This window comes from Rhodococcus sp. WAY2 (assembly GCF_009859915.1).
Taxonomy (GTDB): domain Bacteria; phylum Actinomycetota; class Actinomycetes; order Mycobacteriales; family Mycobacteriaceae; genus Rhodococcus_F; species Rhodococcus_F oxybenzonivorans.
Window position 1 is genome coordinate 208,073 of record NZ_CP046572.1, and the last position, 26,116, is coordinate 234,188.

Consider the following 26,116-nt stretch of genomic DNA (forward strand, 5'->3'; position numbering starts at 1 on the left):
AAAATGGGTCGTGGTGGGTTTCGCACCCACGGCCCCCAGTCTCGTGATTCGGGGGCGCCCCTGGCATCACCCTTCCCAGGTGAAGTCGACCGAGACAGTAAGAGGTCTGGTCCGGTCGGTCACAGTGCCGTGTGCCCACCAGTCTTGGCTCTGGGCCGCCAGATCGGTTCCACCGGTGATGAGCGTGGTGTTCGAGCCCGCATCATTCGTCATCGCGTCTCATCACTCGAGCGTGATCGCATGTGAATGGAGGGTGTTCGGAATTGCTTTATCCGACAGTCGATTCGGCTGTTACCCGCGTAGTTGGGCGTCGACGTCTCGGCGGTGGAAGCATCGCAAGACGCCGGCGCCTACTATGACTGACAACGAGACCGCGGTTGCGCCCAGCTACAGCTGGCCGCTGCTTGACACTCGAGCCCCTCGGACCCGGACGTTTGCCGTCCGACTCGCGCCCTGTGCACTCGGCGCGCCGGCCGCCTTGGGGTAAGCGAGTGCGCCCGCGTCGATCGACCGGCGTGATGTTGCGGTGTCGGATTCGACCGCGGTGAGGCCGCCTGGCGATATCCTTAGGTGCTACTCGAGAGGTTCTCGGGGCAGTTCGACGTGCATCGTGAAGAGATGTGTCGATGAATAACGTGGATCCTTTCGCGACCCAACGCGACGTGTCCGGTGCGGTCACGGCGGAACTCGCGGCGGCGGGGTTCGAGGATGCTGTCGAGATCGGTCGTGGCGGATTCGGGATCGTGTACCGGTGCACGCAGGCGTCGCTCGAGCGTTCGGTGGCTGTCAAGGTACTGACTGCCGATCTCGACGAGGAGAACCGGGAACGGTTCATGCGAGAGCAGCGTGCGGCGGGCCGGCTGACCGGTCATCCCAACATCGTCAACATTCTCCATGCCGACGTCACCGGCAACGGTCGCCCGTTCATTGTGATGCCCTACTGCGCCCGGGGCTCTGTCGATGCCCGAATCCGGCGCCACGGCCCGCTTCCGCTGGCCGATGTGCTCCGGCTCGGGGTGAAGATGGCCGGTGCCTTGGACGCCGCCCACAATGTCGGCATCCTCCATCGCGACATCAAGCCCGCGAACATACTGCTCACCGATTACGGCGAGCCGGCATTGACGGATTTCGGCATCGCACACATCACCGGCGGGTTCGAGACGACCTCCGGGGTCGTCACCGGGTCACCGGCGTTCATCGCCCCCGAAGTCGTAGCCGGACGCCCGCCGAGCACGTCCGCGGACGTGTACGGGCTCGGCGCCACCCTGTTCGCGGCGCTCACCGGCCATGCCGCGTTCGAACGCCGCAGCGGCGAGCAATTGATGGCACACTTCGTGCGGATCACATCCGAGCCGGTGCCGGACCCCCGCGAGCACGGCGTTCCCGAGGACGTCAGTGCAATCATCGAACAGACCATGGCCAGCGGTCCCGAGACGCGCCCGTCTGCCGCGGAGCTCAGAGAACAGCTGCGTGAAGCCCAGTTACGGCATGGATTCGCGGTCGACGAGATCGCTGTGCACACCACCGAGCCAGGGGCAGCGACCGACGCCCCTCCAGGAAAGGATGCTTGGCCTGCACCGTCGTGGTCGGCCGATTCGGGGCGAGGGGGTCAACTCCCGCTGGAGTTGACCAGCTTCGTCGACCGCCACACGGAGTTGACCGAGGCGAGGAACGCGTTGTCGAACGCGCGGCTGCTGACCCTGACCGGCACCGGTGGGGTCGGAAAGACCCGTCTTGCGCTTCGTATCGCCGGCAAGGTGCGCCGAGACTTCGCCGACGGCACCACCCTGGTGGAGCTCGGGGAGTTGCGTGACGAGTTGCTGTTGGCGGGTGTGGTGGCGAACGCGCTGGGATTACGTGACCAATCGGCGCGACCCATACCCGAGGTGCTCGTCGAGTTCCTCGCCGGGCGCGAACAGTTGTTGATACTGGACAATTGTGAGCAACTGGTGTCCGCGGTCGCCAAGCTCACCGAGACCCTGCTTCGAACGTGCCCACGGCTGCGGATTCTCGCCACCAGTCGCGAGCCACTCGGCATCAGCGGGGAAGCGGTGCTGCTTGTGCCACCGCTCGGCGTCCCGGCTCCCGACGACCTACCGCGAGGGATGGCGGGCAACGACGCGGTCACCCTGTTCGCCGAACGCGGAGCCGCCGCGGCTCCGGGATTCGAGGTCACCGAGGAGAACAGGGTGACCATCGCTCGGATCTGCCAGCGATTGGACGGGCTCCCGTTACCGATCGAGCTCGCCGCCGCCCGGTTGCGGGTGATGACACCGGAACAGATTTTGCAGCGCTTGACCGACCGGTACGTACTGTTGACCCAGGGCAGCAGGGACGCGCCGTCGAGACAACAAACGCTCCGGATGTGCATCGACTGGAGTTATGACCTGTGCACACCGGCGGAGCAGCGGCTGTGGGCGCAGCTGTCGGTCTTCGCCGGTAGCTTCGATCTCGATGCCGCCGAACAAGTGTGCGGCGCAGATCTGCCCGTGCAGGAGATCCTCGACACGGTGACCTACCTCGTCGACAAGTCGATCCTGATACGGGAGCCGGCCGGTGCCGAGATGCGGTTCCGCATGCTCGAGACCGTGCGCGATTACGGCCGAGAAAGGGCGCAGGAGAGCGGCGAGCAAGCCGAACTGCGTCAGCGACACCGAGACTGGTGTGAGCGCCTGGTACTCAACGCCGAATCGCAGTGGATCAGCTCCCGCGAGCTCGCGTTGATCACCGTACTCGTGCGGGAGCACCCGAATCTTCGGGACGCATTGGAATTCTGCGTCTCCGAGAGCCCAGACTCCGGGCTCCGGATCGTTGCCGCCCTGTACCCGTTCTGGCTGTCCCGGGGTCTGTTCTCTGAAGGCAGGCGGTGGCTCGACCGGCTTCTCGCCCGTCAACCGGCGGGGCCGAACGCCGATCACGCCAAGGCGCTCTATGTCGGCAGCATGATGGCGGGAATCCAGGGGGATCTACAGGCGGCGGCCGCACTGGTGGAGGATGCACACGCACTCGCCGCTCGGACACGGGACCCGCTGACACGCGCACACATCGACAGTGCGCTCGGCTATGCCGCCCTGTTCGGTGGACAACCTCTCGACGCACGCGCCCATCTCGAGAATGCTGTTCGAACCTACGCCGGGCGCAACGATATCGTCGAGGTTGCAGCGCTTATCGGCCTTGGCTTGGCCGACGAGTTCCTCGGCGACGCCGAACACGCCATCGAATGCTATGAACGCGTTCTGGTGATCACCGATGCACGGGGTGAATCGGTGTTTCGGTCGTATTGCTTGTGGGGGCTGGCGGTCGCGGTATGGCGCCGCGGGGAGCGGGAACGAGCAGTTCGACTACTCGAACAGGCACTGCAAGCCAACCTCGAGGTGAACGACCGGCTCAACGCCAGCTTCAGCCTGCAGGCGCTGGCATGGATCACCGCCGAAGACCAGAACGCGCGGCGCGCGGTCGTACTGCTGGGAGCCTCAGAGAAGCTCAGCCGCTCCGTGGGAAGTCCAATCGTCGTCTTGCCCAATATGAGCGAGTACCAAGAAGAGTGCGAACGCTCGACCCGACGCGCCCTGAGCAAAGAGGCTTACGCGGCCGCCCATCGGGACGGGACCGCCTTGAGTTTCGACGCCGCAGTCGCCTACACGTTAGGCAAGCAGCTTCCTACTGAATCTCAGCCCGCGGCTCCCGCCGCACACCTGACCAAGCGCGAGCGAGAGGTCGCCGACCTGATCGCCGAGGGACTGACGAATAGAGAGATCGCTACTCGGTTGGTGATCTCCCCTCGCACCGCTCAGGGGCACGTTGAGCATATTCTGACCAAGTTGGGATTCACTTCACGCACACAGATCGCGGCATGGGTTGTCGAAACACGCACGGAAGATTCTCGAGCGCGCGATCCAAGAAACGGCTCTTCTTCAGACGTCACAGGGGTGCAGTGAGTTTCACCCCAGGGTTCCTTGTTGCGCTCCTCGCTCGAGCGGAGACTTCGGTGCGTCGGAAAATCCAGCGATCGGAGAAACACTATGGCCGAGATGGTCGAAAAGCCGCGGGCGCCGCACACGCGGGGAGTCGCCCGCACCCTGATCACCGCTTACGGAATGGTGGTCTACGCCATCTTCCTGATCGTGTTCGTGTATGCGATCGGATGGGTCGAGGGCCTCGTCGTGCCTCACACGATCGACGATGGTCCGGGCGCTCCCGTCGTGGTCGCCGTGGTCATCGACCTGGCGCTATTGACGGTCTTCGCCATGCAACATTCAGTGATGGCCAGGCCCTGGTTCAAGCGACGCTGGACGCGGATCGTCCCGCAGCCGATGGAGCGCTCGACATATGTACTGTTCGCCACGGCGGCGCTGGCGCTGCTGATGTGGCAGTGGCGTCCGCTGCCCGAGCAAATCTGGAATGTCGAGACCACCTGGATCCGCGTCGCACTGTATGCGGTGTCGCTCGGCGGATGGGCTCTCGTGCTCGCGGCGACGTTCGCCATCGATCACTTCGATCTCTTCGGGCTGCGTCAGGTGCTGCGGAATCAGAGCGGTAAGTCGGCTCTTCCCAGTGCCTTTCGAACGCCGATGCTGTACCGAGTGATCAGGCACCCGTTGTACGCGGGTTTCGTCATCGCGTTCTGGGTGGCGCCGACGATGTCCTGGGGCCGACTGTTGTTCGCGGTCGGGACCACCGGGTTCATCCTGGTGGCGGTGCGCTTCGAGGAGCATGACCTGGTCGATACGTTCGGCGACGACTATCGCACCTACCGCACGCGGGTGCCGATGCTCGTCCCGCGGATCGGCTCCCGAGCGCGGTAACGTCAGCGGCCGCCGGCGACGGCGATGTTCCAACCACTCAGCCGACGGATACGGGAACCCGTGTCTGCGCCACCCAGCGTCCGTGCTCGTTGGAGATGGTGATGGAGTGGTCGAAGCAGTCGCTGATGTTGGCGGTCGTGAGGACGTCCGATACCGGGCCCTGCGCGACAATGACACCTTCCCGCACGAGAACGGCATGTGTGGTCGTGGTGGGGATTTCTTCGAGGTGGTGCGTGACGAGAATGCTGGCGCGGTCGGGGTCCTGGGCGCGCAGATCGTCGAGCGAAGTCAGAAGTTGTTCGCGCGCCGCGAGATCGAGGCCCGTCGCCGGCTCGTCGAGCAGCAACAGTTCGGGTTCGGCCATGAGGGCGCGGGCGATCAGGGCACGGCCACGCTCACCCTGGGACAAGGTCGGCCACAGCAGATTCAACCGTGACCCCATCCCGAGGGCGTGGACGAGCTCCTCCGCGCGCACAACCTGCGCGTCGGTCGGTGCCCACCGCGGAGGAAACTCGGGGGTGTTGGTCAGGCCGGTGAGGACGACGTCCCGCACGGTCAGCGGCGCCCGAACCACGTGGCGCGGATTCACGTGACCGATGTGCGCTCGCAATTCCCGCATGTCGACCCGGCCCAGCTGGTGACCGAGAACGTGGACGGTGCCGGCCGTGGGGTGCGCGGTTGCTCCGAGCAGCGAGAGCAACGTGCTCTTGCCGGCACCGTTGGCGCCCAACAGTACCCAGTGTTCGCCGCGCCGGACCTGCAGAGTGACGTCGCGCAGGAGGAACCTACCGTCACGGACCAGGTCGACGGATTCGACCCTCACGACGGGAACGGATTTCTCCATTAGCTGTCACCTTTCCGCAGGATGGATCAAACATAGGCGCTCCGCGCCCGTGAGTGGTTAACGAGTCTATGCACTCGCGGACCACGCACGGGCGGCGGAGTCGCCTCATTAGCGGTGTTTGAATACCGGTGGGCGTTTTTCGACGAACGCGGTCATGCCTTCTTTTTGGTCTTCGGTGGCGAAGGTGGAGTGGAAGACTCGTCGTTCGAAGCGGATTCCTTCGGTGAGGGTGGTTTCGAAGGACCGGTTGACGGCTTCTTTCGCCATCATCGCCACCGGGAGCGACATGTCGGCGATGGTGGTCGCGGTCTGCAGGGCCTCGTCGAGCAGGTCCGCGGCGGGGACGATCCTCGAGACCAGTCCGGCGCGTTCGGCTTCCTCGGCGTCCATGTTCCGGCCGGTCAGGCACAGTTCCATCGCCTTGGCCTTACCGACCGCCCGGGTCAGCCGCTGCGAGCCGCCGATCCCGGGGATGACCCCGAGTTTGATCTCGGGTTGCCCGAACTTCGCGGTGTCCGCGGCGATCAGGATGTCGCAGAGCATCGCCAACTCGCATCCACCGCCGAGCGCGTATCCGGCGACCGCGGCGATGGTGGGGGTGCGGGCCGCGGCCACCTTGTCCCAGGCGGAGAAGAAGTCGTCGAGGTAGACGTCCATGTACGACTTGGGTTGCATCTCCTTGATGTCGGCGCCGGCGGCGAACGCCCGGTCCGATCCGGTGATCAGGATGGCCCCGACCTCGGCATCGCCGTCCAACTCGTCGACCGCGGCGACGACCTCGCGCATCAGTTGTGAGTTCAGGGCGTTGAGGGCCTTCGGGCGGTGCAGGGTGATGATCCCGACCCGGCCCTTGCGGTCGAGCAGGATGGTCTCGAAGTCGGTCACTGGTTCCCCCCGGCCTGTGCGGTCTGTGCGGTGGAGCGGTCGCGGATGTCGTTGACGATGGCGGAGAAGTCCTCGCCGCCGTGCCCGGCGGCGTGGAACCGGCGATACAGTTCGGCGGCCCGCAAACCCAGGTCGGCCTGAACATGGTTGGTGGTCAACGCGGTCGCGGCGAGACCGAGGTCCTTGTCCATCAACGCGGCCGCGAAACCGGGCTGGTAGTCGTTGTTGGCCGGGCTGGTCGGTACCGGTCCGGGTACCGGGCAGTTGGTGGTCAACGCCCAGCACTGACCGGACGCGTTGGAGGCGACGTCGAACAGCGCCTGGTGGCTCAAACCGAGCTTTTCGCCGAGGACGAAGGCCTCGCTGACCGCGATCATCGACACCCCCAGGATCATGTTGTTGCAGATCTTCGCGGCCTGCCCGTTTCCGGGGTTGCCGCAGTGCACCACCTTCTTGCCCATCACCTCGAGCAGCGGCCTCGCGGCCTCGAAGTCCTCATCACTGCCGCCGACCATGAACGCGAGCGTGCCGGCGGCCGCGCCCATGACCCCACCGGAGACGGGGGCGTCGACCGAGCGGTGCCCGGCGGTGACGGCCTCGTCGTGCGCGGCGCGGGCGTCCGCGACGTCGATGGTGGAGGAATCGATGAACAGGGTGCCCGGCTTCGCGGCCGGCAAAATCTCCGAATACAGGCCGAGGACGAGCTTGCCGTTCGGCAGCATCGTGATCACGACCTCCGCCTCACGGACGGCGTCGACGGCCGACTCGGCGACGGTGACCCCGTCTTTGGTGGCCTGTTCGAGGGCGGCGGGCGCGAGGTCGAAACCGACCACCGTGTGCCCGGCCTTGACGAGGTTGGCCGCCATCGGACCACCCATGTGGCCGAGTCCGAGAAATCCGATAGTGCTCATGATGCAGTCCCTCCTGGACGCGTATCGCTGGCCGAAGCCGCAGCCGAAGCCGCTGCTGCTGTTGCTGTTGCTGTGGGGGTGGGTGGGGTGAGGCCGAGTTCGAGGTTCCCGAGCGGGGCGAAGAACGCCTCGACCTGCTCGTCGGTCACCTCGTCGAGGGTGGCGGGGGACCACTGCGGGTTGCGGTCCTTCTCCACCACCTGCGCGCGGATGCCCTCGACCAGATCAGGAGAGGACAGGCAGGCCACCGACACCCGGAACTCCTCGTTCAGGACTTCCTCGAGGCTGCCCGCCGCCCGGGCCCGGCGCAACGATTTCAGGGTGACCGCGCACGCGGTCGGCGACTTCGACAGGATCTGCTCGGCCGCCTTTTCCGCCTCCGGCACCCCACTGCCGCGCAGGCGGGCGACGATGTCGGGAACACTGCCCGCGGAGTAGGCGGCGTCGATCCACCCCTGCTGCGCCACCAACTCCGAGGGCGGGGCGGGTTCGGTGAACGCGGCCAGCGCCTCCTCCACCGTGGTGTCGGACAACTTCTGCACGAACTGCTCGATCTGCGCCGACGGGATGTAGTGGTCGGCGAACCCGCACGCGATCGCGTCCCCGGCGCTCAAGCGGGCGGTGGTCAACGCGATGTGGGTGCCCAACTCGCCGGGGGTGCGGGCCAACAGGTAGGTGCCGCCGACGTCGGGGACGAACCCGATCCCGGTCTCGGGCATCCCGATCATCGACCGCTCGGTGACGACCCGGACGCTGCCGTGCGCGGACACCCCGACGCCGCCGCCCATCACGATGCCGTCCATGACCGCCACATACGGCTTCCGGTAGTTCGCGATGGCCGCGTTCAGGATGTACTCGTCCCGCCAGAACTCCCGCGACCCGGTACCCCCCTCTTGGGCGTCGTGGTAGATCGACACGATATCCCCGCCCGCGCACAAACCTCGTTCACCGGCCCCGCTGAGCAGCACCGCCCGCACCTCGTCGTCGTCGGACCATGCGGCCAACGCCGCCGCGATCTGCCCCACCATGCCGTGGTTGAGGGCGTTGATCGCCTTCGGCCGATTCAGCACCAGCCGGCCCACCCCACCGCTGGTGTCGATCAGGACCTCGGGGGTCGTGGTGGTTGTCTCGCTCATGCCGCTCCTTGTTTTCCATGTCCGGCGCCCGCGACGATGCTGCGGGCGATGACGACCCGCATGATCTCGTTGCTGCCCTCGAGGATCTGGTGCACCCGCAGATCCCGGACGATCTTCTCGATGCCGTACTCGGCCAGATACCCGTACCCGCCGTGCAGTTGCAGCGCCTTGTTGGCGACCTCGAAACCGGTGTCGGTGGCGAACCGCTTCGCCATCGCGCACAGCTCCACCACCTCCGGAGCCCCCGCGTCGAGGGCGGCCGCGGCCCGCCACAACAGGGTGCGGGCCGCTTCGAGTTCGGTGCGCATGTCGGCGAGCTGGAACTGCAACGCCTGCGACTCGAGCAGCGGCGCACCGAACGCCTTCCGGTCCGCGAGATACGCGACCGCCTTCTCCAGCGCGGCCTGCCCACCACCGACCGAGCACGCCGCGATATTGAGCCGGCCCCCGTTCAACCCGGCCATCGCGATCCGGAACCCACCCCCCTCCGTGCCGAGGAGGTTCGCCGCCGGCACCCGCACATCCTCGAAGATCACCTGCCGGGTCGGTTGGGCGTTCCAGCCCATCTTCACCTCGTTCGGCCCGAACGAGAGCCCCGCCGACTCCTTCGGCACGATGAACGCGGAAATCCCCTTCGGCCCACCCTCCCCGGTGCGGGCCATCACCACATACACATCCGAGGCCCCCGCCCCGGAAATGAACTGCTTGACCCCATTGAGCACAAAAGAATCACCGTCGCGGACCGCCCGGGTGCTCAACGCCGCCGCATCCGACCCGGCACCCGGCTCGGTCAGGCAGTAACTACCCAACTGATCCATCGCACACAACCCCGGCACGAACGCACGCCGCTGCTCCTCGGTGCCGAACCTGTCGATCATCCACGTCACCATGTTGTGGATCGAGATATAGGCGGCGATCGACGGGCACCCCCTCGCGAGCTGCTCGAAGATCCGGGCCGCGTCCACCCGGGTCAGCTCCGAGCCACCCACATCCTCGCGGATGTAGATCCCGCCCATCCCCAACGACGCCGCCTTACGCAGCACATCGACCGGGAAATGCTTGGACTGATCCCACTCCACGGCATACGGCGCCAGATGCTCGGCCGCGAAGTCACGGGCCGTCTCACTGATCGCCCGCTCGTCATCGGTCAAGGTAAACATACGATTCGACCCTTTCAGATCGGAGAAGTTGGAAGTACTATAGTTGGACATCCACGAACATTGCTAGTCCTCGTCCGTCGCGGGCGGCGAAAAGCCGGATCCTCCGAGTGTGGGATGGGAAGTCGTCCCGGAGGTCGGAGTGCCAGGGCAATTGGTCTCATTTGAGTCGATTGCCGGCCACAGGCGTGCAGTTCGTCGACTCGAGCATCGGTGAAAAAGGAGACCTTTCGTGACCGCTACGGAACCGGCAGCAACAGAGCGATCCTGTTCTGATGCAACGGAACTTTCGGGGACAGCACTGATCGCGGCGGTCCTGCAGACGCAGAAACTGATCGTTCGCAAGCTTGATGCCACCCTCAGTCCGTTCAAGCTGTCCTTTCCTCGGTACGAGGTCCTGTCGCTCGTCGACGCGGCACCGGACGGTGTCATGTCCACAGCGCTTCTGTGCCGCACTTTGGACCGGCATCCCACCACGATCACGTCCTTGATCGACGGACTGGAGCGCACCGGGCTGGTCACCCGTTCGACCAACCCCGTCGACCGACGCGAGACTCTCGTGACCATCACCGACCGTGGGCGGGCTGCGGCGCTGTCGGCCGCACGGGTCGTCGACGATGTCTCCGCCGTGGACCCTGAAGTGCTGCGTCGTCTGAGCATCGACCTACACACGCTGCTTGTCGCAACTTCACATGCACAAGCGCGGCAAGGCGCCGCGCCGTCAGCTCACACTTCTGAGAGCGTTCGAGGGAACGGACGCGATGACCAGCGCTGACGCCCACGACGGTCGGAATGCCGACGCTACCCCGCCGGTCACGATCGATGTGAGAGGCATTCGATCCGATGACCTTCGGTATTTGCTCGCGGTCGCACGGAGCGGGCGCCGTCGATCGGCGGCAAAGGACCTGGGTGTCGACCACACCACTGTCACGCGGCGCGTCAATGCACTGGAGAAGGCTCTAGGAGTTCGTCTGCTCCAGCGCAGCGCGGACGGTTGGGAATTGACCGACGTCGGGCGGTCCGTCGCCGAAAAGGCCCGGCTCATCGAGGAAGCAGTCCAGGAAACCGCGGATGTCGTGGCCGGCATCAGTGAGAATACGCTCCGCGGAACCATTCGCGTCACTGCACCGGACGGGTTCGGACCGATGTTCGTCGCCCCGGCCCTGGCTAAACTTCGCATGAACCATCCCAATCTCGTTGTGGAACTCATCACCGCAACAAGGCAACTGAATCTGCAACCGGCGGGATTCGATATTGCCGTCGCTGTCGGAACCCCGATCAGTAGTCGGCTTGTCTCGGAACGTATCTGCCAATACTCGCTAGGCCTGTACGCCAGCGAACAATATCTACGCGATCACGGTGAACCCGCCACCATGGACGAGCTGACAGCCCACCCGCTGATCTTCTTCGTCGACTCCCTCTTGCAGGTGGGAGACCTCGACCTCGAGCGGCACCTGCCCGGAGTGACCGCTAAATTCATGTCTACCAATATCTTTGCGCATGTTTCGGCAACACGCGCCGGCGGCGGCATCGGATTGCTTCCCGCTTTCATGGCCGACCAGCATCCCGACCTTCGCCGGGTGATGGCCGACCTGGTCGACGTCCGCCTCTCCTTCTCCATCGCGGCGCGCAGGGCAAGCCTGACAAACCCGGCCGTGCAAGCAGTTCGACGCGTACTCCAAGAAGAAATCCTCAGCCGCCGAGACGAATTGCTCCCGGAACCGCGACACCCGAAACCCGCGGGCTCCGACACGTCACAGTGACCGGCGCGCTCCTTAGTGGGCTGTCCCATGGCGGGCGCCGTGTGGACGGCATTGCAGGACAGAGGATCCTGCAACGCCGACCACCGACGATTTTACGTGTTACGCCCGCGTGGTGACCTCTGAGTCGAACTGGTCGACCAGACTGTCACTGCCGATCCAGTCGAGGATCTGCTCGGTGTGCTGACCGAGTACCGGAGGGGGAGCGTGCTGAGTACGCACCAATGACTGTCCGTCCGCGGTTTCCATTCGCAGCGAGGGTCCCGGCAATTGCACCGGTCCGACCACTGGGTGGTCGACCTCGAGGAGGAGTCCCTGACTACGGGTTTGTTCCCATTCGTAGACCTCGTCGATGGTACGAATCGATCCCGCAGGCACACCGGCTGTTTCGAGGGCGGCGAGAACTTCGGCCCTGGTGCGGTTGGTGAAGTCCGCTTCGATAGCGGCGATGAGCGTGTCGCGGTTGGCGACCCGGTCCCGGTTGACGGTGAACCGGGGGTCATCCGCCGACAGCCCGGCGACGGGAGCAAATTTCGCCCAGATCGCTTCGCTGCCGACCGCGATCTGCACGTATCCGTCGCCGCACCGGAAGCTGCCGTAGGGTGCGATCTGGGGGTGGTGGTTGCCGGACCGCTGCGCGACCTGTCCGCCGACCGTCCACTTGGTGCCCTGGAAGGTGTGGGCACTGACCGCCGCGGCCAGCAGCGACGTGCGCACCACCATGCCCTTGCCGGTCTTTTCCCGGGATGCCAGCGCCGCCGACACCCCCGCGGTTCCGTGCACGCCGGCGAGCACGTCCGCGATCGGGACCCCGATGCGGGTGGGTTCGCCGTCCGGGGTTCCGGTCACGGACATCAGGCCGGCCTCGCCCTGGGCGATCTGGTCGTAGCCGGCGCGGGATCCTTCCGGGCCGTCGTGGCCGAATCCGGTGATCGACAACGTGATCAGCCGTGGATTGAGCTCCTCGAGCACGTCGGTCGGAAAGCCGAGGCGGTCGAAGGCTCCGGGCCGGAGGTTCTCGATCAGCACGTCCGCCCGCCGGATCAGCCGGCGCAGCGCCTCACGCCCGTCCTCGCTCTTGAGGTCGAGGACGATCGATTCCTTGTTCCGGTTCGCCGACATGAAGTACGACGACTGCGGGTCGTCTTGCGGCCCGACGAACGGCGGTCCCCAGGTGCGGGAGTCGTCGCCGGTGCCGGGGGCTTCGACCTTGATCACCCGGGCCCCGAGATCGCCGAGCATCATGGCGGCGATCGGGCCGGCGAGTGCACGGGAAAGGTCGAGCACGAGGATGTCGTTCAGTGGTCCGACAGTCATGGAATTCCGTTCAGTCCAGAGTAAGGAAGCGAGGGGTCAGAGTGTGCGCAGGCGCACGTTGACCTGCTTGGTCTGGGTGAAACCGGCGATCATGCCCTCGAGCGACACTTCGCGGCCCAGGCCACTCTGCTTGTAGCCGCCGTAGGACTGGCCCACCATCTGGCCGCCACCCTGGTTGACCTGCACCCACCCGGTTTCCAGCGCGTGGGCGGTGGACAGCGCCAAATCGAGATTGTGTGTCCAGACGTAGGCGGCGAGCCCGTAGTGCGAGTCGTTGGCCATCGCGACGACGTCGGCGTGATCGGTCCACGGGATGGCGACGAGGGCGGGACCGAAGATCTCCTCCCGGGACAGGCGCCAGGAGTTGTCGGCTCCGGAGAACACGGTCGGGCCCATGTAGTAGCCCTCGGATTTGCCGACCTTGTCGGGGGAGCCGTCGAGGACCGTCGAGACGTTGTTCGAGCTGAGGCCGTCGTCGAGGAAACCGCAGACCGACGCGAACTGTGCCTCGTTGATGATGGCGCCCATGTCCGTGGCCTCGTCCAACGGGTTGCCGACCTTCAGCCCGGCCAGGGTGGTGACGAGCCGGTCGAGGACGTTGTCGTAGATGTCCTGGTGCAGGAACAGCCGGGAGCCGGCGGTGCAGCTCTGGCCCTGCCTGTGTACGCGGGTCGAGAGCAGCAGCTGGTTGATGAAGTCGTCGTTGACATCGACGTCGGGGAAGACGATCGACGGATTCTTACCGCCGAGTTCGAGGGAGACGTGTGCGAGGCGGCCGCCGGCTTCACGGGCGACGCGTCGCCCGACCTCGGTGGAGCCGGTGAAGGAAACCTTGTCGACGCCCGGGTGCTGGACCAGCGCTTCGCCGGCCACCGAGCCCTTTCCGGTGATGACGTTGAGGACACCGGCCGGCAGATGCTCGGCGCAGATCTCGGCGAGGAGCAGCACGCTCAGCGGGGCTGCTTCGGCGGCCTTGACCACGACGGTGTTGCCCGCGACGAGGGCGGCGGGGATCTTGAATCCGGCGATCATCAACGGGGAGTTCCAGGGCAGGATGCAGCCGATGACGCCGAGCGGCTCCTGGCGGGAGTACTGAAGCTGGTCATCCCCGGCGGGCAGAACCGTGCCCTTGATCTCGCCGGCGACACCGGCGAAGTAGCGGAACAGATTCGCCAGGGTCTGCACTTCGGGGCGGGCCTGGGTGCGCAGCGCGTTTCCGGTGTCGAGGGCGGTCAGCCGGGCGAGCTCCTCGGCGCGGGCGTCGATGGCGTCGGCGATCTTCGACAGAATCCGGGCGCGGGCGGTGAAGTGCTGAGACTTCCAACGCGGGAAGGCCTTGTGGGCAGCACGCACCGCGCGATCGACGTCCTCGGCGCTCGAGGTCGGGACACGGCCGATCACGTGCTTGCGCAGAATAGGAGTGGTCACCTCACTCCACTGACCGTCGAGAGCTTCCACCCACGCCCCGTCGACGAACATCGGGTAGTCGCGGGCTTCGGGAATCTGAAGGTCCGCGAGGGAGGTCTGGGTGGAAGTCATAGGGCGTCTCCTAGCTGTATCGTGCTCGGGCAGCATGAGCACGGCTCATGCGTCGGGCAGGACGTGAGTCAATGAATCGCCGTCGAAACTCCGATGGCGGCGGGTGATACATCCACGATGCGGTGCGAGTCCGCGCCGGTCAATCACCAGATCCGCTACCCGGGTGCGCAAAAATGCGCCACCACTGCGGGCGGGCCCCCACACATCCGCAGGTGCCCGTCCGGTGTCCGAGAGCGGGTTGAGCGTCGCAAGCATCGAAACGGGTGCCGGAAACCGCACCTTGGTTCTTGTCGGTGATGGGGCATTTCTCCCCGGAATGCCTTTTTTGCGGAGCGCGCAGTAACACTCGACGCCGAATGCTTACCCGTACCCGGCGGTTTCATATATTCGTGATTTGCGACGCGAAAAGGCCCGCTGCCGAACATTATTCGGGCACAAACTCGCCTCGAGTACGTTAATTCGACACAAGTACCAACGGTGTCGAAAATGATCACGCTCGAAATTCTGGATTACGCGCGAGTAACCATTAAAGGTGTTTATGCTGCGGTCCACACTGGGACTTATCCCCGCCACGGGGTGCTGGTGTCCAGGTACAGACGAAGGAGAACCGTTGACCAAGACAGCGGAGCCGAAGATCGCACTCGTGATACCCGACGCCACCCCCGAGGAGGAGGACCGTGCGGGCGGGTTCGGCGCACGGAACGCGCTGAACGCAGTGACGGGAGTCGTCGGGCAGGGCCGAGTGGTCCTCGAGGAGTCGCTTCGCCTCGGGCGCGAGCTGACGAAGATCACCGTGGGCCGCTCGGATGTAGGGCCGGCCGCGGGCGATCGGCGGTTCACCGATCAGGCGTGGACGAACAATCCGATCTACCGCCGTGTGCAACAGACCTACCTTGCTTCCGTCGACGCGGTCGAAAGTGTCGTCGAAGACTTGGGCCGACGAGTCGATGACCGCCACGCGCGGGAAGCGGCGTTCGTATCGACCGTCCTCACCAGCGCGCTCGCACCGACGAACTACTTGCCCACCAACCCGGCGGCCGTGAAAGAGGCCTTCGACACCGGTGGGATGAGTCTGGTTCGTGGCGCCCGCAACTATGTGTCCGACCTGCGCCACAACGGTGGGATGCCGCGAATGGTCGATCCCGACGCCTTCACGGTCGGCGTCGATCTCGCCGTGACGCCGGGTGCCGTCGTCTCCCGCGACGAGGTCGCCGAGGTGCTGCAGTACACGCCGACCACGGAGACCGTGTACGAGCGCCCCGTGCTCGTGGTGCCGCCGCCGATCGGCCGCTACTACTTCCTCGACCTGCGTCCCGGCCGCAGCTTCGTCGAGCACGCTGTGTCCCGCGGACTGCAGACATTCATGCTGGCGTGGCGTAATCCGCAAGCAGAACAGAGTGACTGGGACCTCGACACGTACGCGCAACGGGTGTCGGACGCGATCGACGAGGTCCGGGAGATTACCGGCAGCGATGACGTCAACGTGATCGGTTTCTGCGCCGGCGGCCTCATCACCACCGCCCTGCTCAACCACCTCGCCGCCACCGGGGACACCCGCGTGCACAGCGTGTCGTACGCCGTGACAATGCTCGACTTCGCAGACCCGGCGGGGCTCGCGGCGTTCTCGGGACCGAGACTGCTACAGCTGGTGAAGGGCCGGTCGCGGCGAAACGGCATCATCTCGGCACGCGACATGGGCAGCGCCTTCACGTGGATGCGCCCGAACGACCTCGTCTTCAACTACGTGGTCAACAACTACCTCATGGGACGGACGCCGCCGGCCTTCGACATCCTCTCCTGGAACGCCGACGGCACCAACCTGCCGGGAGCGCTGCACGTCCAGTTCCTCGACATCTTCGAGAACAACACCCTTGCGACGCCGGGAGCGATGACGGCGCTCGGCACGCCCGTCGACCTCGGCAGGATCACCGTGCCCACCTTCGTCTCCGGCGCGATTGCCGACCACCTCACGTCCTGGAAGAACTGTTACCGCACAACCCAACTGTTGTCGGGCGACACCAAGTTCGTGCTCAGCTTCTCCGGGCACATCGCCAGCCTCGTCAACCCGCCCGGCAACCCGAAGTCCCACTACTGGGAAGGCGGAGAGCCGGGACCCGATCCCGAGGCGTGGCTCGATGCGGCGACGAAGAAGACCGGCAGCTGGTGGGAATCCTGGGCCGATTGGGTCTCGGAACGGGCCGGCGAGCGCATCGTCGCGAGTACACGCCTGGGCAGCGACGAGCACACCGTCCTCGGCGACGCACCCGGTCTCTACGTGCGCGACCTGAAAGCCGGTATTCCCGTGTAAAGGGCGGCCAGAGATCGCCCGAACTGCATGACGGTGCGGTCGGGTCGCACGATTGCGCGACCCGACGTCAGCCGCGCACTTATGGTCAGTACTGATGGAAGTCGTGTGGGATGCGGAAACATTGACTGCGCTGCGGGCAGCACTGTATGCCCGCAGCGGCGTCGTAGACCTCATGCGCGGGCGCCTGACCGCGAGTTCCACCGATACCAGCTGCTCTCGGACGAACGCCGCCGCGGAGGTGCACGCCGATGGCTTGCGGATCAGGGATACCGGACCAAGTTCACACAGCGGTGACTATGCCGTCTGCGCCAGGACCCGCAACCCTCAGTCGTCGGCCATCATCGCTCGGACGACTTTGCCGCCGTAGCGTTCGGCCTGATCACTCGGAAGTCCGGAGTCGGTGAGGATCGTTTCGACCTCGTCTATCGCTGCGACTTTGGCGAGAGCACGGTGTCCGAACTTCGAACTGTCCGCGAGGACGACGGTGCGCGCCGCGGCCGAGATGATTGCTCGTTTGAGCGGTACTTCGAGCGTGTTGGTGTTGGTGATACCTGCAGTCGGGTCGATGGCGTCTGCTCCGAGGAAGGCCCAGTCGGCCGAGTAGTCGGAGAGGAAGTCGACGGCGCGTTCGCCCACCAGTGTGAAGACGGATCCGAGTAGCTCGCCACCGGTGACCAGCAGGCGGACGGCGGGGATGGTGGCTACGTACTTGCCGATGCGAAGGTCGTTGGTGATGATCGTCAAATCAGCTTTGTGACGAAGCTCCAGAGCAACCTGGTAGGTGGTCGACCCGCTGTCGAGGATGACCGTGTCGCCGTCGGCCACGTGCTGCGCTGCGCGGCGTGCGATGGCGATCTTCTCGGGTCGTCGCTCGGTTTTCTTTACCGCGTAAGGGATTTCGGAGGATGCGCCGGTGACGGGCCGCGCTCCGCCGTGCGTTCGTTCGGCTTGGCCGGAACGAACCAACGTGTCGAGGTCACGCCGAATCGTCGACGCGTCCACACCGAGCTCGCGTGAGAGAACCTTCGCCTCTACATATCCGTCGACGTGAAGGCGTTGGAGTATTTCGCCACGTCGTGTGGTTGCGGACAAGAAACACTCCTTGGAACTCGGCTCGATGCACACGCGGATCAGGTCTGCCCGGATCCTACCTTCTTATGCGCGGTTATTGACAGTCCGATCGAGCAAACGGCATGATTGCACGCAATTGCTGCGCGATATCGTGCAGCCGTGGGTCTGTGGCTTGGGTCGGCGGTCGAGCAAACGTCAAGGAGTTCCCGATGCAGTTGGGTGTGATAGGTCTAGGGCGGATGGGCGGAAACATGCGCGAGCGTGTTCGTGCCGCGGGTCACGAGGTCGTCGGCTTCGATTTCGATCCCACCGTGCGTGACGTCGACTCGGTGGCCGAATTGGTCACTCGCCTCAGTGGCCCCAGGGTGGTGTGGGTGATGGTTCCTGCCGGTGAGCCGACCCGCTCCGTGATCGCCGAGCTGAGCGAGCTGCTCGGGCCTGGAGATCTCGTGATCGAGGGCGGGAACTCGCGCTTCTCGGACGATGAGTTCCACTCCGCTGTGCTCGGTGAGCGCGGAATCGGTTATCTGGACTGCGGCGTATCGGGCGGAGTATGGGGCCTGGACGAGGGCTACGGGCTGATGGTGGGCGGGGACGACGCCGATGTTGCACGCGCCATGCCGATCTTCGATGCGCTCAGGCCCGAAGGGAAGCGGGAGGACAGTTTCGTGCATGCGGGGCCGGTCGGCGCCGGCCATTACGCCAAGATGGTGCACAACGGTATCGAGTATGGATTGATGCAGGCGTACGCCGAGGGATACGAACTCCTGGCCGCCGAACCCCGCATCACTGCCCCCGACACTGTGATGGGTGCGTGGCGGCAGGGCACCGTGGTGCGCTCCTGGCTACTCGACCTTCTCGTCGCTGCGCTTCGGCAGGACCCGGGATTGAGCTCGATATCCGGGTACACGGAAGATTCGGGCGAGGGGCGCTGGACGGTCGAAGAGGCCATCTCCCACGCCGTGCCGGTCCCGGTCATCTCCGCTGCCCTGTTTGCGCGTTTCTCCTCCCGCCAGCCGGATTCACCTGCCATGAAGGCGGTTTCGGCTCTGCGGCAACAATTCGGTGGACATCAGGTTCGGAGCATGGAGGCGGTGCAGTCGTGATCAAGCTGGGATACAAGGCGTCGGCGGAGCAGTTCGGTCCGCGGGAGTTGGTGGAGCTGGGTGTGCTGGCGGAGGCGCACGGAATGGATTCGGCGACGGTGTCGGATCATTTCCAGCCGTGGCGGCACGAGGGTGGGCATGCGCCGTTCTCGATTGCGTGGATGACGGCGGTGGGGGAGCGGACGGAGCGGTTGCAGTTGGGGACGTCGGTGATGACGCCGACGTTCCGGTACAACCCGGCGGTGGTGGCGCAGGCGTTCGCGACGATGGGGTGTCTGTATCCGGGTCGGGTGATGCTCGGGGTGGGTACCGGTGAGGCGCTCAACGAGATCGCGACGGGTTTTGCGGGGCAGTGGCCGGAGTTCAAGGAGCGGTTCGCGCGGTTGCGGGAGTCGGTGCGGTTGATGCGGGAGTTGTGGCTCGGGGATCGGGTCGATTTCGAGGGCGAGTTCTTTTCCACGAAGGGGGCGTCGATTTACGACGTGCCCGAGGACGGGATTCCGGTGTATATCGCGGCGGGTGGTCCGGTGGTGGCCCGGTATGCCGGGCGCAGTGGGGACGGGTTCATTTGTACGTCGGGTAAGGGGATGGAGTTGTATACGGAGAAGTTGCTGCCGGCGGTGGCGGAGGGGGCGGCGAAGGCGGAGCGCGATGTCGCGGAGATCGACAAGATGATCGAGATCAAGATTTCCTACGACACCGATCCGGAGTTGGCGCTGGAGAACACCCGGTTCTGGGCGCCGTTGTCGTTGACGGCGGAGCAGAAGCATTCGATCGATGATCCGATCGAGATGGAGAAGGCGGCGGATGCGTTGCCGATCGAGCAGGTCGCGAAGCGGTGGATCGTGGCGTCGGATCCGGATGAGGCGGTGGCGCAGATCAAGCCGTATCTCGACGCCGGATTGTATCATCTGGTGTTCCACGCGCCCGGACACGACCAGAAGCGGTTCCTCGAGTTGTTCGAGAAAGACCTTGCCCCCCGGTTGCGAGGACTCGCATGACACACAACGTCACCACTACGCCGCTGTGGAACAAACTGTCGGATCACCACTGGGAAGTCGCGGCCACGCACCTTCGGGAACTGTTCGACGCCGACCCCCATCGGGGTGAAGATCTGCATGTCTCGGCTGGTGATCTCTACATCGATTACAGCAAGCATCGTGTCACGCGCGAGACGGTGGGCCTGCTACTCGACCTCGCCCGGGCCGCCGGAGTGGAACGCCACCGTGAGGCGATGTTCACCGGCGAACATATCAACACCTCCGAGGACCGGGCTGTTCTGCACACTGCTCTGCGCGCGAACCCCGAGCGCGAGCTGATCGTGGACGGACAGAACGTGATCGAGGACGTGCACGCCGTGCTGGGGCGGATGGGTGAGTTCACCGATCGTGTCCGATCCGGCGTGTGGTGCGGGGCCACCGGCGAGCGCATTCGTACGGTGGTGAACATCGGGATCGGCGGATCCGACCTCGGTCCGGCGATGGCCTATCGCGCCTTGCGCCACTACGTCGACGGGCCCGAGGTGCGGTTCGTCTCCAATATCGACCCCACCGATCTGCTGTCGAATCTGACCGACCTGGACCCGCGCACCACACTGTTCGTCGTTGTCTCCAAGACCTTCTCCACGCTGGAGACCATGACGAATGCATCCGCTGCCCGGCGCTGGATCACCGGCGCACTGGGGGAGGATGCGGTGCCCCGCCATTTCGTCGCGGTGTCTACCGACACTGCACGGGTCACAGACTTCGGCATCACCGCGGATAACATGTTCGGCTTCTGGGAATGGGTGGGCGGACGGTACTCGGTCGGGTCTGCCGTCGGACTTTCGGTCATGATCGCGATCGGACGGGAACGGTTCACCGAGTTCCTCGGCGGAATGCGCGCGATAGACGAGCACTTCCGCACTGCACCATTGGAATCGAATGCGCCCGTCATTCTCGGCATGCTCGGTGTGTGGTACTCCAGCTTCTTCGGCGCCGACTCGCGGGCCGTGCTGCCGTACGCGAACGACCTGGCCAGGTTTCCGGCGTATTTGCAACAACTGACCATGGAATCGAATGGCAAATCGGTGCGGGCGGACGGTACTCCGGTCGGCACCTTCACCGGCGAGGTCTTCTGGGGAGAACCAGGCACAAACGGGCAACATGCGTTCCATCAGCTCCTGCACCAGGGCACACATCTGATCCCCGTCGACTTCGTGGGATTCACGGAGCCGGTGGAGGATCTACCCACAATCGACGGCATCGGATCCATGCACGATGTGCTGACCGCGAACCTCCTCGCACAATCGAAAGTCCTCGCGTTCGGCAGGACCGAAGCTGAGATCGCCGAAGACGGAACGCCCGCCGAGCTCGTCCCACACAAGGTGATGCCCGGAAACAGGCCTTCGACAACAATTTTGGGCACAAAGCTCACGCCATCGACTCTCGGACAGCTGATCGCCCTGTACGAACACCAGGTATTCGTGCAAGGCGTCGTCTGGGGAATCGACTCGTTCGATCAGTGGGGAGTCGAGCTCGGTAAGACATCGGCACTGGAATTGGGACCTGCCCTTTGGGACCAGGACGGACCTGCTCAGGCCGGAGACAGCTCCACCGCCAGTCTGATCCGCATCTACCGACGAGCCAGGAAGGAACGCAGTTGCCTGCCCTGACGGTGCGGCTGCCCGTTCCCATCGCCGAGGAGTGGGACTGGCAGCTGTCCGCGGCCTGCCGGGACACCGACCCCGCGGTGTTCTTCCACCCCGACAACGAACGAGGCGAACCCCGTGCGCGTCGAGTACGTGCGGCCAAACAGGTCTGCCGACGGTGCCCCGTGCGGGACCGGTGTCTCGAATATGCACTCGGATCTTCCGAACGCCATGGCATCTGGGGTGGTTACACCGAGGACGAGCGCAAGAAGCTGCGAAGATCAGTTCGCTGACTACGCGGCTCAATTCATCCGGGTTGTTGAGCAAGCTTGCAGCCTCCCGGGGAGTCGTTGGTCGCAGTGAGTGGCAGGCGCAGCGCTGCCGGGGCGTGTGCTGGAACGGCCGGCGACCGGGGTGGGATGGGCCCGACCTGCCTGCACGGGCGCGGCGACGTGCGAACGGGTGGGCATGGGTAACTCCTGACGAGGTGGAATATCTGAACTAGTTCTGATGTAATGGTAGGTATGAGAAAGTCGCCGGCTACCACCACGTTCTCCGACTTCTTGCGGGCACCGAAGGAGGTACTCGGCGTTCTCGAGGACAGTGGTGAGGTGGTGCTGACGCGTCGGAACGCTCCGGCTTTGCGGTTGACCCAGGAATCGGCGAGCCGCGCGGAATTGAGCACCCTCGGCGTGGTCGGGCAGCTCTTCGCTGCTTCCCTGGACGAGGCGGCGCTCGATCGGGTCGCCACCCGCCTTGCGGTGGCATTGCCGTGGATCGGGTTGCTGCCGGCGGGGTTGCACGCGGAGTTCATCGCCGAGTTCCAGGACACCGCGCGGGCCTGCATCGCGGTGGCCCGCTTCGATCGGCTCGCGATTCTGCTCGAGGCGTGGCAGGCCACCGCGGAGGCGTATGCCGACCCGCGCCTGACCGCCGACGGCTCCGATCTGGAGTATCTCGACGTTCCTGAGGTGGTCACGGAACCGGGCCTCGACGCGTGAGCAGGAAGGGGGAAGCGGTCCCTCGTCCGATCAAACGTGCCGAATGGCAGCTGGTGTTCGCCACGCGTGATGCGGAGAAAGGGTGGACCGATCTGCTGGCCACTGCCCGCAACGCCACGGCTGATGCATGGGACACCCTCACCCGGGAACCGGCAGTGCAGACGCCGCGGCTGTATCAGCTCAAAGGCGACTACGCCTACGGCAGGTACAACGGGCGTATCTTCGCCCGCTACCAGTACAAAGTGACCAACGGCGGGCGGATCTGGTTCTTCCTCGATCCGGCTCCGAGGGGTGACAAGGTCGCCGGCCGGGTCCTGCTCGAGCGCTGCGAGCCCGGGCACCCGAAAGAAACCGAATAGGCATGGCTTCTTTGTCGAGTCGGATTCCGGGTGATGGGCTGAGAGTGGTGGCGCCCACCCAGCCCAGGCGCTGGTGAGCGCTCGATCGGAGCTATCGGATGGAGGATCCGATGCCGAGGCCGCCGTCGACGTCGAGGACGATGCCGCTGACGTAGCCGGCGGCGGGGGAGCAGAGGTAGGCGGCGGCTTCGGCGATGTCGGTGGGGTTGCCGGTGCGTTTTTGGGGGACTTTGGAGACGAGTTTGTCGCGGGCGGGTCCGTTCATGGAGGCGAGCATCGGGGTTTCGATGAGTCCGGGGGCGATGGCGTTGGCGGTGATGCCGTCGCGTGCGGCTTCGAGGGCGATGGTGCGGGTGAGGCCGACAATGCCGGCCTTGGCGGCGACGTAGTTGGCTTGCCCGAAGTTCCCGCGCCAGCTCATCGAGCTGAATGACACGATCCGTCCGTAGGTGCGGGTGCGCATGTGCGGTAGGACGGCTTGGGCGCAGAGGAACGATCCGGTGAGTGAGACGTCGATGACGGCGTGCCAGTCCTCGACAGTGATCTTCTCGATCCGGTTGTCGCGGATGATGCCGGCGTTGTTGACCAGGGCGTCGATGCGTCCGTGGGTGTCGGCGATGGTGCCGACCCAGTCTTGCACCTGTGTGGCGGAGGCGACGTCGACGGGGTGGCTGGTGGCGGGGCGGCCGTAGCGGTCGGTCAGCTCGGCAGCCAATGTTTGTCCGGCGGTGTCGTTGATCTCGGCGATCGCGACGGTGGCGCCTTCGGCGGCGAACCGGTGTGCCATGGCGGCACCGAGTCCTTGTCCTGCGCCGGTGACGAGTACGACCTGATCGGTGTAGCGGTTCATCGTGTTCCTGTCGGGGCGGGGTGCGAGTTGGTGGTGGTCCTGCCGTGGAGGAAGTCGTTCAGGGCGGCGGGGACGTCGCTGGCCTGCCAGTGGGCATCGAAGGCGTCGAGTTCGTGAGCGAGGCCGCGTTTTTCGTCGAGGCCGGTGAGGTCGGCGAGCAGCGTTTTGTAGGCAGGTTGGGCGGGGCCGGCGCGCTCGGCGAGCTCGTTGGCCGCGGTCAGGGCGGCGGTGTGGAGGTGTTCGGGTTCGACGACCTCGTGTAGCCATCCGGTGTGCGAAAGTTTGGTCGCCGGGAGCAGGGCACCGGTCAGAGCGAGCCAGCGGGCCATGGAGTCGCCGACCTTGCGGGGCAGGCGGACGCTGGCGCCGCCGGCGGGGAGGAGGTTGTTCCGGACGTGGCCGTCCCCGATGAGCGCGGTGGGGGTGGCGATGACGACGTCGCAGGCGAGCGCGAGTTCGAGTCCGCCGGCCACGGCGTGCCCGTGGATCGCTGCGACGATAGGCAACCGGCTCGCCTCCAGTCGGGTGGCGAGGGCCGAGACGTCCCGAAGGAACCCGGTGGGGGCCTGCCCACGGGAGTGCAGGTCCAGAAAAAACTGGAGGTCGGCGCCGGCGCAGAAGCTCTTGCCGGCGCCGCGCAGGACGACGGCTCGGGTGTCGCGGTCGGCCTCGGCGTCGGACAGCGCGGTGTCGAGTGCTTCGACCAGGGTGTCGTTCAATGCGTTTCGCCGGTCGGGGCGGTTGAGGGTGAGGATGCGGGTGGGGCCGTGCTGGGTCACGACCAGTGGTGAGGGGGTGTCGGTCATGAGTGTGCTTCCTGTCGGGCCAGTTCCGCTCGGCGCTGCTGGCGGAGCTGGGCCCGTTGAATCTTTCCGCTCGGGGTCTTGGGGAGGGTGTCGACGAAATGCACCCGGCGCGGGTAGGCGTGGGCGGCGTACTTGGTCTTGACCCACTGCTGCAATTCGCGGACCAGATCCTCCTCGTCGGCGGTGGACTCGGGTTTCCGGATGACGAAGGCCTCGATCACTTCGCCGCGGACTTCGTCGGGCGCGGCGACCACGGCGCACTCGCGCACGGCAGGGTGTTGTGCGAGAACGGATTCGACGTCGAAGGGGCCGATGCGGTAACCGGCCATGATGATGACGTCGTCGTCGCGGGAGGAGAAGTGCAGGATTCCGTCGGTGTCGATGCTGGCGGTGTCGCCGGTGAGGAAGTGTTTCTTGTCGGTGGTGAATCGGCCGGCGTCGCCGCGTCCGGCCGCGTATTCGGTGAAGGTCATCAGCGGGCTGTCGGCGACCACCACCGCGAGCCGCCCGACGGTGCCGGCGGGTGCGGGCTCGTCGCGGTCGTTGTCGAGGACGGTCAGCGTCCACCCGGGCAGCGCGACTCCCATGGCTCCGGCGATCACCGGGTGCGCGAGGTCGGGGTGGTGCGGGAATCCGGCGGGCATGCCGAGTTCGGTTTGTCCGTAGTGGTCGTGGACGAGTAGGCCGAGTTCCTTGTCGGCCCACAGGTTTACCTCTGGTGTCAGCGGTTCACCCGCGCTCGAGAGGCGGCGCAACGCGAGTGTGTCGGGCCGAGTCAGTGTTTCGGCGCGCAGGCCCCGGTACACGGTCGGCGCCGCGGCGTAGTCGGTGACCTGCAGCTGGGAGAGCACATCCCAGGTGGAGGCGGCGGAGAAGCCGCCGCGGGTCAGGATGGTCGGCACTCCGGCGGCCAACGGCGCGATGACCGCGGTGTAGAGCCCGTACGCCCATCCCGGGTCCGCCGCACACCAGAACACGCTGTCCTCGCCGACGCCGAGTGCGAATTCGAGGTAGCTCTGCCATCCGGCGATGTAGCGCACGGGATGGACGACACCCTTGGGCGTGCCGGTGGTGCCGGAGGTGAACATGTGCACCAGCGGGCCGTCGCCACCGACCGAAACGGGCGGCCGGGCATCGGTGCTCACCGATGCCATGGCCGCGGTCAGACCGTCCTCGTCACCGCCGGCCACCAGCACGTCCCAGTCATCACTGGCAGCGATCTTGGACCGATACTGGGCGTCGACGACGACCAGCTTGGTCTCCGAGTTAGCCAGGCGGGAGGTCACGGCGTCCTCGGCGAACGCGGTGAACAGTGGGACGTAGACGGCGCCGACCCGCCAGATGCCGAGCAGGACGGACACCAGGTCGGTGCCCTTGCCCATCAGGGTCGCAACGCGATCGCCCCGGCCGATCCCGCGATCGGTGAGCACCTGCGCGAAGCGGCGAGACGACTCGGCGAGGTCACCATAGGTCAGCCGTGTGGTGGACAGATCCTCGTTCACGACCGTGAGTGCCAGGGACTCGGGTGGGTGCCGATCACACAGTAACCACGCCACGTTCGCGTCCTCGCCGGAATACGAGGAAAGGATCTCGCGTACTCGCGCGTCGATCTCGACAGACACGACAACTCCT

The 26,116-nt window shown here is 65.5% G+C and carries 22 protein-coding genes; 11 read left to right on the plus strand and 11 right to left on the minus strand.

Annotated elements, in window-relative coordinates:
- Positions 1 to 626: 626 nt before the first annotated feature.
- Both GFS60_RS00940 and mddA read left to right on the plus strand, forming a co-directional pair.
- A complete protein-coding gene (locus GFS60_RS00940; protein ID WP_159918590.1) occupies positions 627 to 3,938 on the plus strand; it encodes a protein kinase domain-containing protein in 3,312 nt (1,103 codons plus the stop codon).
- A gap of 84 nt (positions 3,939 to 4,022) precedes the next feature.
- Complete coding sequence (gene mddA / locus GFS60_RS00945; RefSeq protein WP_159918591.1) at positions 4,023 to 4,805, plus strand: methanethiol S-methyltransferase; 783 nt, start codon at positions 4,023 to 4,025, stop codon at positions 4,803 to 4,805.
- A gap of 37 nt (positions 4,806 to 4,842) precedes the next feature.
- Here the strand turns inward: mddA and GFS60_RS00950 are convergent, their stop codons facing one another.
- The 5 genes from GFS60_RS00950 to GFS60_RS00970 all read right to left on the minus strand — a co-directional run bounded on the left by GFS60_RS00950 (position 4,843) and on the right by GFS60_RS00970 (position 9,741).
- Complete coding sequence (locus tag GFS60_RS00950) at positions 4,843 to 5,649, minus strand: ABC transporter ATP-binding protein (protein WP_159918592.1); 807 nt, start codon at positions 5,647 to 5,649, stop codon at positions 4,843 to 4,845.
- 108 nt (positions 5,650 to 5,757) lie between these two features.
- On the minus strand, positions 5,758 to 6,534 hold the full coding sequence (locus GFS60_RS00955; RefSeq protein ID WP_159918593.1) for an enoyl-CoA hydratase: 777 nt from the start codon (positions 6,532 to 6,534) through the stop codon (positions 5,758 to 5,760).
- Positions 6,531 to 7,445 carry a 3-hydroxyisobutyrate dehydrogenase gene (mmsB, locus tag GFS60_RS00960; RefSeq protein ID WP_159918594.1) on the minus strand — a complete coding sequence of 305 codons (915 nt, stop codon included), beginning with the start codon at positions 7,443 to 7,445 and terminating at the stop codon, positions 6,531 to 6,533. The genes GFS60_RS00955 and mmsB overlap by 4 nt, the downstream gene beginning before the upstream one ends.
- Positions 7,442 to 8,581: an enoyl-CoA hydratase/isomerase family protein gene (locus GFS60_RS00965; RefSeq protein ID WP_159918595.1), complete on the minus strand. Its 1,140-nt coding sequence runs from the start codon at positions 8,579 to 8,581 to the stop codon at positions 7,442 to 7,444. The genes mmsB and GFS60_RS00965 overlap by 4 nt, the downstream gene beginning before the upstream one ends.
- Positions 8,578 to 9,741 (minus strand): acyl-CoA dehydrogenase family protein, encoded by a 1,164-nt coding sequence (locus tag GFS60_RS00970; protein WP_159918596.1) that lies wholly within the window; start codon positions 9,739 to 9,741, stop codon positions 8,578 to 8,580. The genes GFS60_RS00965 and GFS60_RS00970 overlap by 4 nt, the downstream gene beginning before the upstream one ends.
- A gap of 229 nt (positions 9,742 to 9,970) precedes the next feature.
- Between GFS60_RS00970 and GFS60_RS00975 the strand changes: the two genes are divergently transcribed.
- Together GFS60_RS00975 and GFS60_RS00980 are read left to right on the plus strand one after the other, a co-directional pair.
- Positions 9,971 to 10,513 carry a MarR family winged helix-turn-helix transcriptional regulator gene (locus GFS60_RS00975; protein WP_159918597.1) on the plus strand — a complete coding sequence of 181 codons (543 nt, stop codon included), beginning with the start codon at positions 9,971 to 9,973 and terminating at the stop codon, positions 10,511 to 10,513.
- On the plus strand, positions 10,500 to 11,501 hold the full coding sequence (locus tag GFS60_RS00980; RefSeq protein WP_159918598.1) for a LysR family transcriptional regulator: 1,002 nt from the start codon (positions 10,500 to 10,502) through the stop codon (positions 11,499 to 11,501). Before GFS60_RS00975 ends, GFS60_RS00980 begins: the two co-directional genes overlap by 14 nt.
- A gap of 99 nt (positions 11,502 to 11,600) precedes the next feature.
- Here the strand turns inward: GFS60_RS00980 and GFS60_RS00985 are convergent, their stop codons facing one another.
- Together GFS60_RS00985 and GFS60_RS00990 are read right to left on the minus strand one after the other, a co-directional pair.
- Positions 11,601 to 12,815 carry a CaiB/BaiF CoA transferase family protein gene (locus GFS60_RS00985; protein ID WP_159918599.1) on the minus strand — a complete coding sequence of 405 codons (1,215 nt, stop codon included), beginning with the start codon at positions 12,813 to 12,815 and terminating at the stop codon, positions 11,601 to 11,603.
- A gap of 36 nt (positions 12,816 to 12,851) precedes the next feature.
- Complete coding sequence (locus tag GFS60_RS00990) at positions 12,852 to 14,354, minus strand: aldehyde dehydrogenase family protein (protein WP_159918600.1); 1,503 nt, start codon at positions 14,352 to 14,354, stop codon at positions 12,852 to 12,854.
- A 610-nt stretch (positions 14,355 to 14,964) separates the two neighbouring features.
- On the opposite strand from GFS60_RS00990, the gene GFS60_RS00995 reads away from it, so the two are divergent.
- On the plus strand, positions 14,965 to 16,662 hold the full coding sequence (locus GFS60_RS00995) for a PHA/PHB synthase family protein (RefSeq protein WP_236603336.1): 1,698 nt from the start codon (positions 14,965 to 14,967) through the stop codon (positions 16,660 to 16,662).
- A gap of 324 nt (positions 16,663 to 16,986) precedes the next feature.
- On the opposite strand, the gene GFS60_RS01000 is transcribed toward GFS60_RS00995, so the two are convergent.
- Positions 16,987 to 17,754: a DeoR/GlpR family DNA-binding transcription regulator gene (locus GFS60_RS01000; RefSeq protein WP_159918602.1), complete on the minus strand. Its 768-nt coding sequence runs from the start codon at positions 17,752 to 17,754 to the stop codon at positions 16,987 to 16,989.
- 188 nt (positions 17,755 to 17,942) lie between these two features.
- Here GFS60_RS01000 and gnd point away from each other — a divergent pair, with 188 nt between their 5' ends.
- From gnd to GFS60_RS01030, 6 genes are all read left to right on the plus strand, one after another.
- Positions 17,943 to 18,839: a phosphogluconate dehydrogenase (NAD(+)-dependent, decarboxylating) gene (gene gnd, locus GFS60_RS01005; protein WP_159918603.1), complete on the plus strand. Its 897-nt coding sequence runs from the start codon at positions 17,943 to 17,945 to the stop codon at positions 18,837 to 18,839.
- Positions 18,836 to 19,840, plus strand: a complete 1,005-nt coding sequence (fgd, locus tag GFS60_RS01010) for a glucose-6-phosphate dehydrogenase (coenzyme-F420) (protein WP_159918604.1) — start codon at positions 18,836 to 18,838, stop codon at positions 19,838 to 19,840. The genes gnd and fgd overlap by 4 nt, the downstream gene beginning before the upstream one ends.
- The gene (gene pgi / locus GFS60_RS01015; RefSeq protein WP_159918605.1) at positions 19,837 to 21,492 is read left to right on the plus strand and encodes a glucose-6-phosphate isomerase; all 1,656 of its coding nucleotides are present in this window, start codon (positions 19,837 to 19,839) and stop codon (positions 21,490 to 21,492) included. Before fgd ends, pgi begins: the two co-directional genes overlap by 4 nt.
- Positions 21,480 to 21,761, plus strand: coding sequence for a WhiB family transcriptional regulator (locus tag GFS60_RS01020; RefSeq protein ID WP_159918606.1), 282 nt, complete (start codon positions 21,480 to 21,482; stop codon positions 21,759 to 21,761). The genes pgi and GFS60_RS01020 overlap by 13 nt, the downstream gene beginning before the upstream one ends.
- Positions 21,762 to 21,992: 231 nt before the next feature.
- A complete protein-coding gene (locus GFS60_RS01025; RefSeq protein ID WP_236603337.1) occupies positions 21,993 to 22,469 on the plus strand; it encodes a hypothetical protein in 477 nt (158 codons plus the stop codon).
- On the plus strand, positions 22,466 to 22,828 hold the full coding sequence (locus tag GFS60_RS01030; RefSeq protein WP_159918607.1) for a hypothetical protein: 363 nt from the start codon (positions 22,466 to 22,468) through the stop codon (positions 22,826 to 22,828). Before GFS60_RS01025 ends, GFS60_RS01030 begins: the two co-directional genes overlap by 4 nt.
- A 91-nt stretch (positions 22,829 to 22,919) precedes the next feature.
- Here GFS60_RS01030 and GFS60_RS01035 read toward each other — a convergent pair whose 3' ends face one another.
- From GFS60_RS01035 to GFS60_RS01045, 3 genes are read right to left on the minus strand one after another with little or no spacing between them, the layout of a single operon-like run.
- The gene (locus tag GFS60_RS01035) at positions 22,920 to 23,678 is read right to left on the minus strand and encodes an SDR family NAD(P)-dependent oxidoreductase (protein WP_159918608.1); all 759 of its coding nucleotides are present in this window, start codon (positions 23,676 to 23,678) and stop codon (positions 22,920 to 22,922) included.
- Positions 23,675 to 24,484: an enoyl-CoA hydratase/isomerase family protein gene (locus GFS60_RS01040; RefSeq protein WP_159918609.1), complete on the minus strand. Its 810-nt coding sequence runs from the start codon at positions 24,482 to 24,484 to the stop codon at positions 23,675 to 23,677. The genes GFS60_RS01035 and GFS60_RS01040 overlap by 4 nt, the downstream gene beginning before the upstream one ends.
- Entirely contained in the window at positions 24,481 to 26,106 is a 1,626-nt protein-coding gene (locus GFS60_RS01045; RefSeq protein WP_159918610.1) for an AMP-binding protein, read from the minus strand. Before GFS60_RS01045 ends, GFS60_RS01040 begins: the two co-directional genes overlap by 4 nt.
- Positions 26,107 to 26,116: the final 10 nt, after the last annotated feature.

What these genes read in the sequence shown, in the direction of transcription:
- GFS60_RS00985 (WP_159918599.1), bottom strand. Translation starts at nt 12,815, where the DNA reads ATGACTGTCGGACCACTGAACGACATCCTCGTGCTCGACCTTTCCCGT.
- GFS60_RS01035 (WP_159918608.1), bottom strand. Translation starts at nt 23,678, where the DNA reads ATGAACCGCTACACCGATCAGGTCGTACTCGTCACCGGCGCAGGACAA.
- pgi (WP_159918605.1), top strand. Translation starts at nt 19,837, where the DNA reads ATGACACACAACGTCACCACTACGCCGCTGTGGAACAAACTGTCGGAT.
- GFS60_RS01025 (WP_236603337.1), top strand. Translation starts at nt 21,993, where the DNA reads ATGAGAAAGTCGCCGGCTACCACCACGTTCTCCGACTTCTTGCGGGCA.
- GFS60_RS00990 (WP_159918600.1), bottom strand. Translation starts at nt 14,354, where the DNA reads ATGACTTCCACCCAGACCTCCCTCGCGGACCTTCAGATTCCCGAAGCC.
- mmsB (WP_159918594.1), bottom strand. Translation starts at nt 7,445, where the DNA reads ATGAGCACTATCGGATTTCTCGGACTCGGCCACATGGGTGGTCCGATG.
- GFS60_RS01040 (WP_159918609.1), bottom strand. Translation starts at nt 24,484, where the DNA reads ATGACCGACACCCCCTCACCACTGGTCGTGACCCAGCACGGCCCCACC.
- GFS60_RS00950 (WP_159918592.1), bottom strand. Translation starts at nt 5,649, where the DNA reads ATGGAGAAATCCGTTCCCGTCGTGAGGGTCGAATCCGTCGACCTGGTC.
- mddA (WP_159918591.1), top strand. Translation starts at nt 4,023, where the DNA reads ATGGCCGAGATGGTCGAAAAGCCGCGGGCGCCGCACACGCGGGGAGTC.
- GFS60_RS00980 (WP_159918598.1), top strand. Translation starts at nt 10,500, where the DNA reads ATGACCAGCGCTGACGCCCACGACGGTCGGAATGCCGACGCTACCCCG.
- GFS60_RS00940 (WP_159918590.1), top strand. Translation starts at nt 627, where the DNA reads ATGAATAACGTGGATCCTTTCGCGACCCAACGCGACGTGTCCGGTGCG.
- GFS60_RS00965 (WP_159918595.1), bottom strand. Translation starts at nt 8,581, where the DNA reads ATGAGCGAGACAACCACCACGACCCCCGAGGTCCTGATCGACACCAGC.
- gnd (WP_159918603.1), top strand. Translation starts at nt 17,943, where the DNA reads ATGCAGTTGGGTGTGATAGGTCTAGGGCGGATGGGCGGAAACATGCGC.
- GFS60_RS00970 (WP_159918596.1), bottom strand. Translation starts at nt 9,741, where the DNA reads ATGTTTACCTTGACCGATGACGAGCGGGCGATCAGTGAGACGGCCCGT.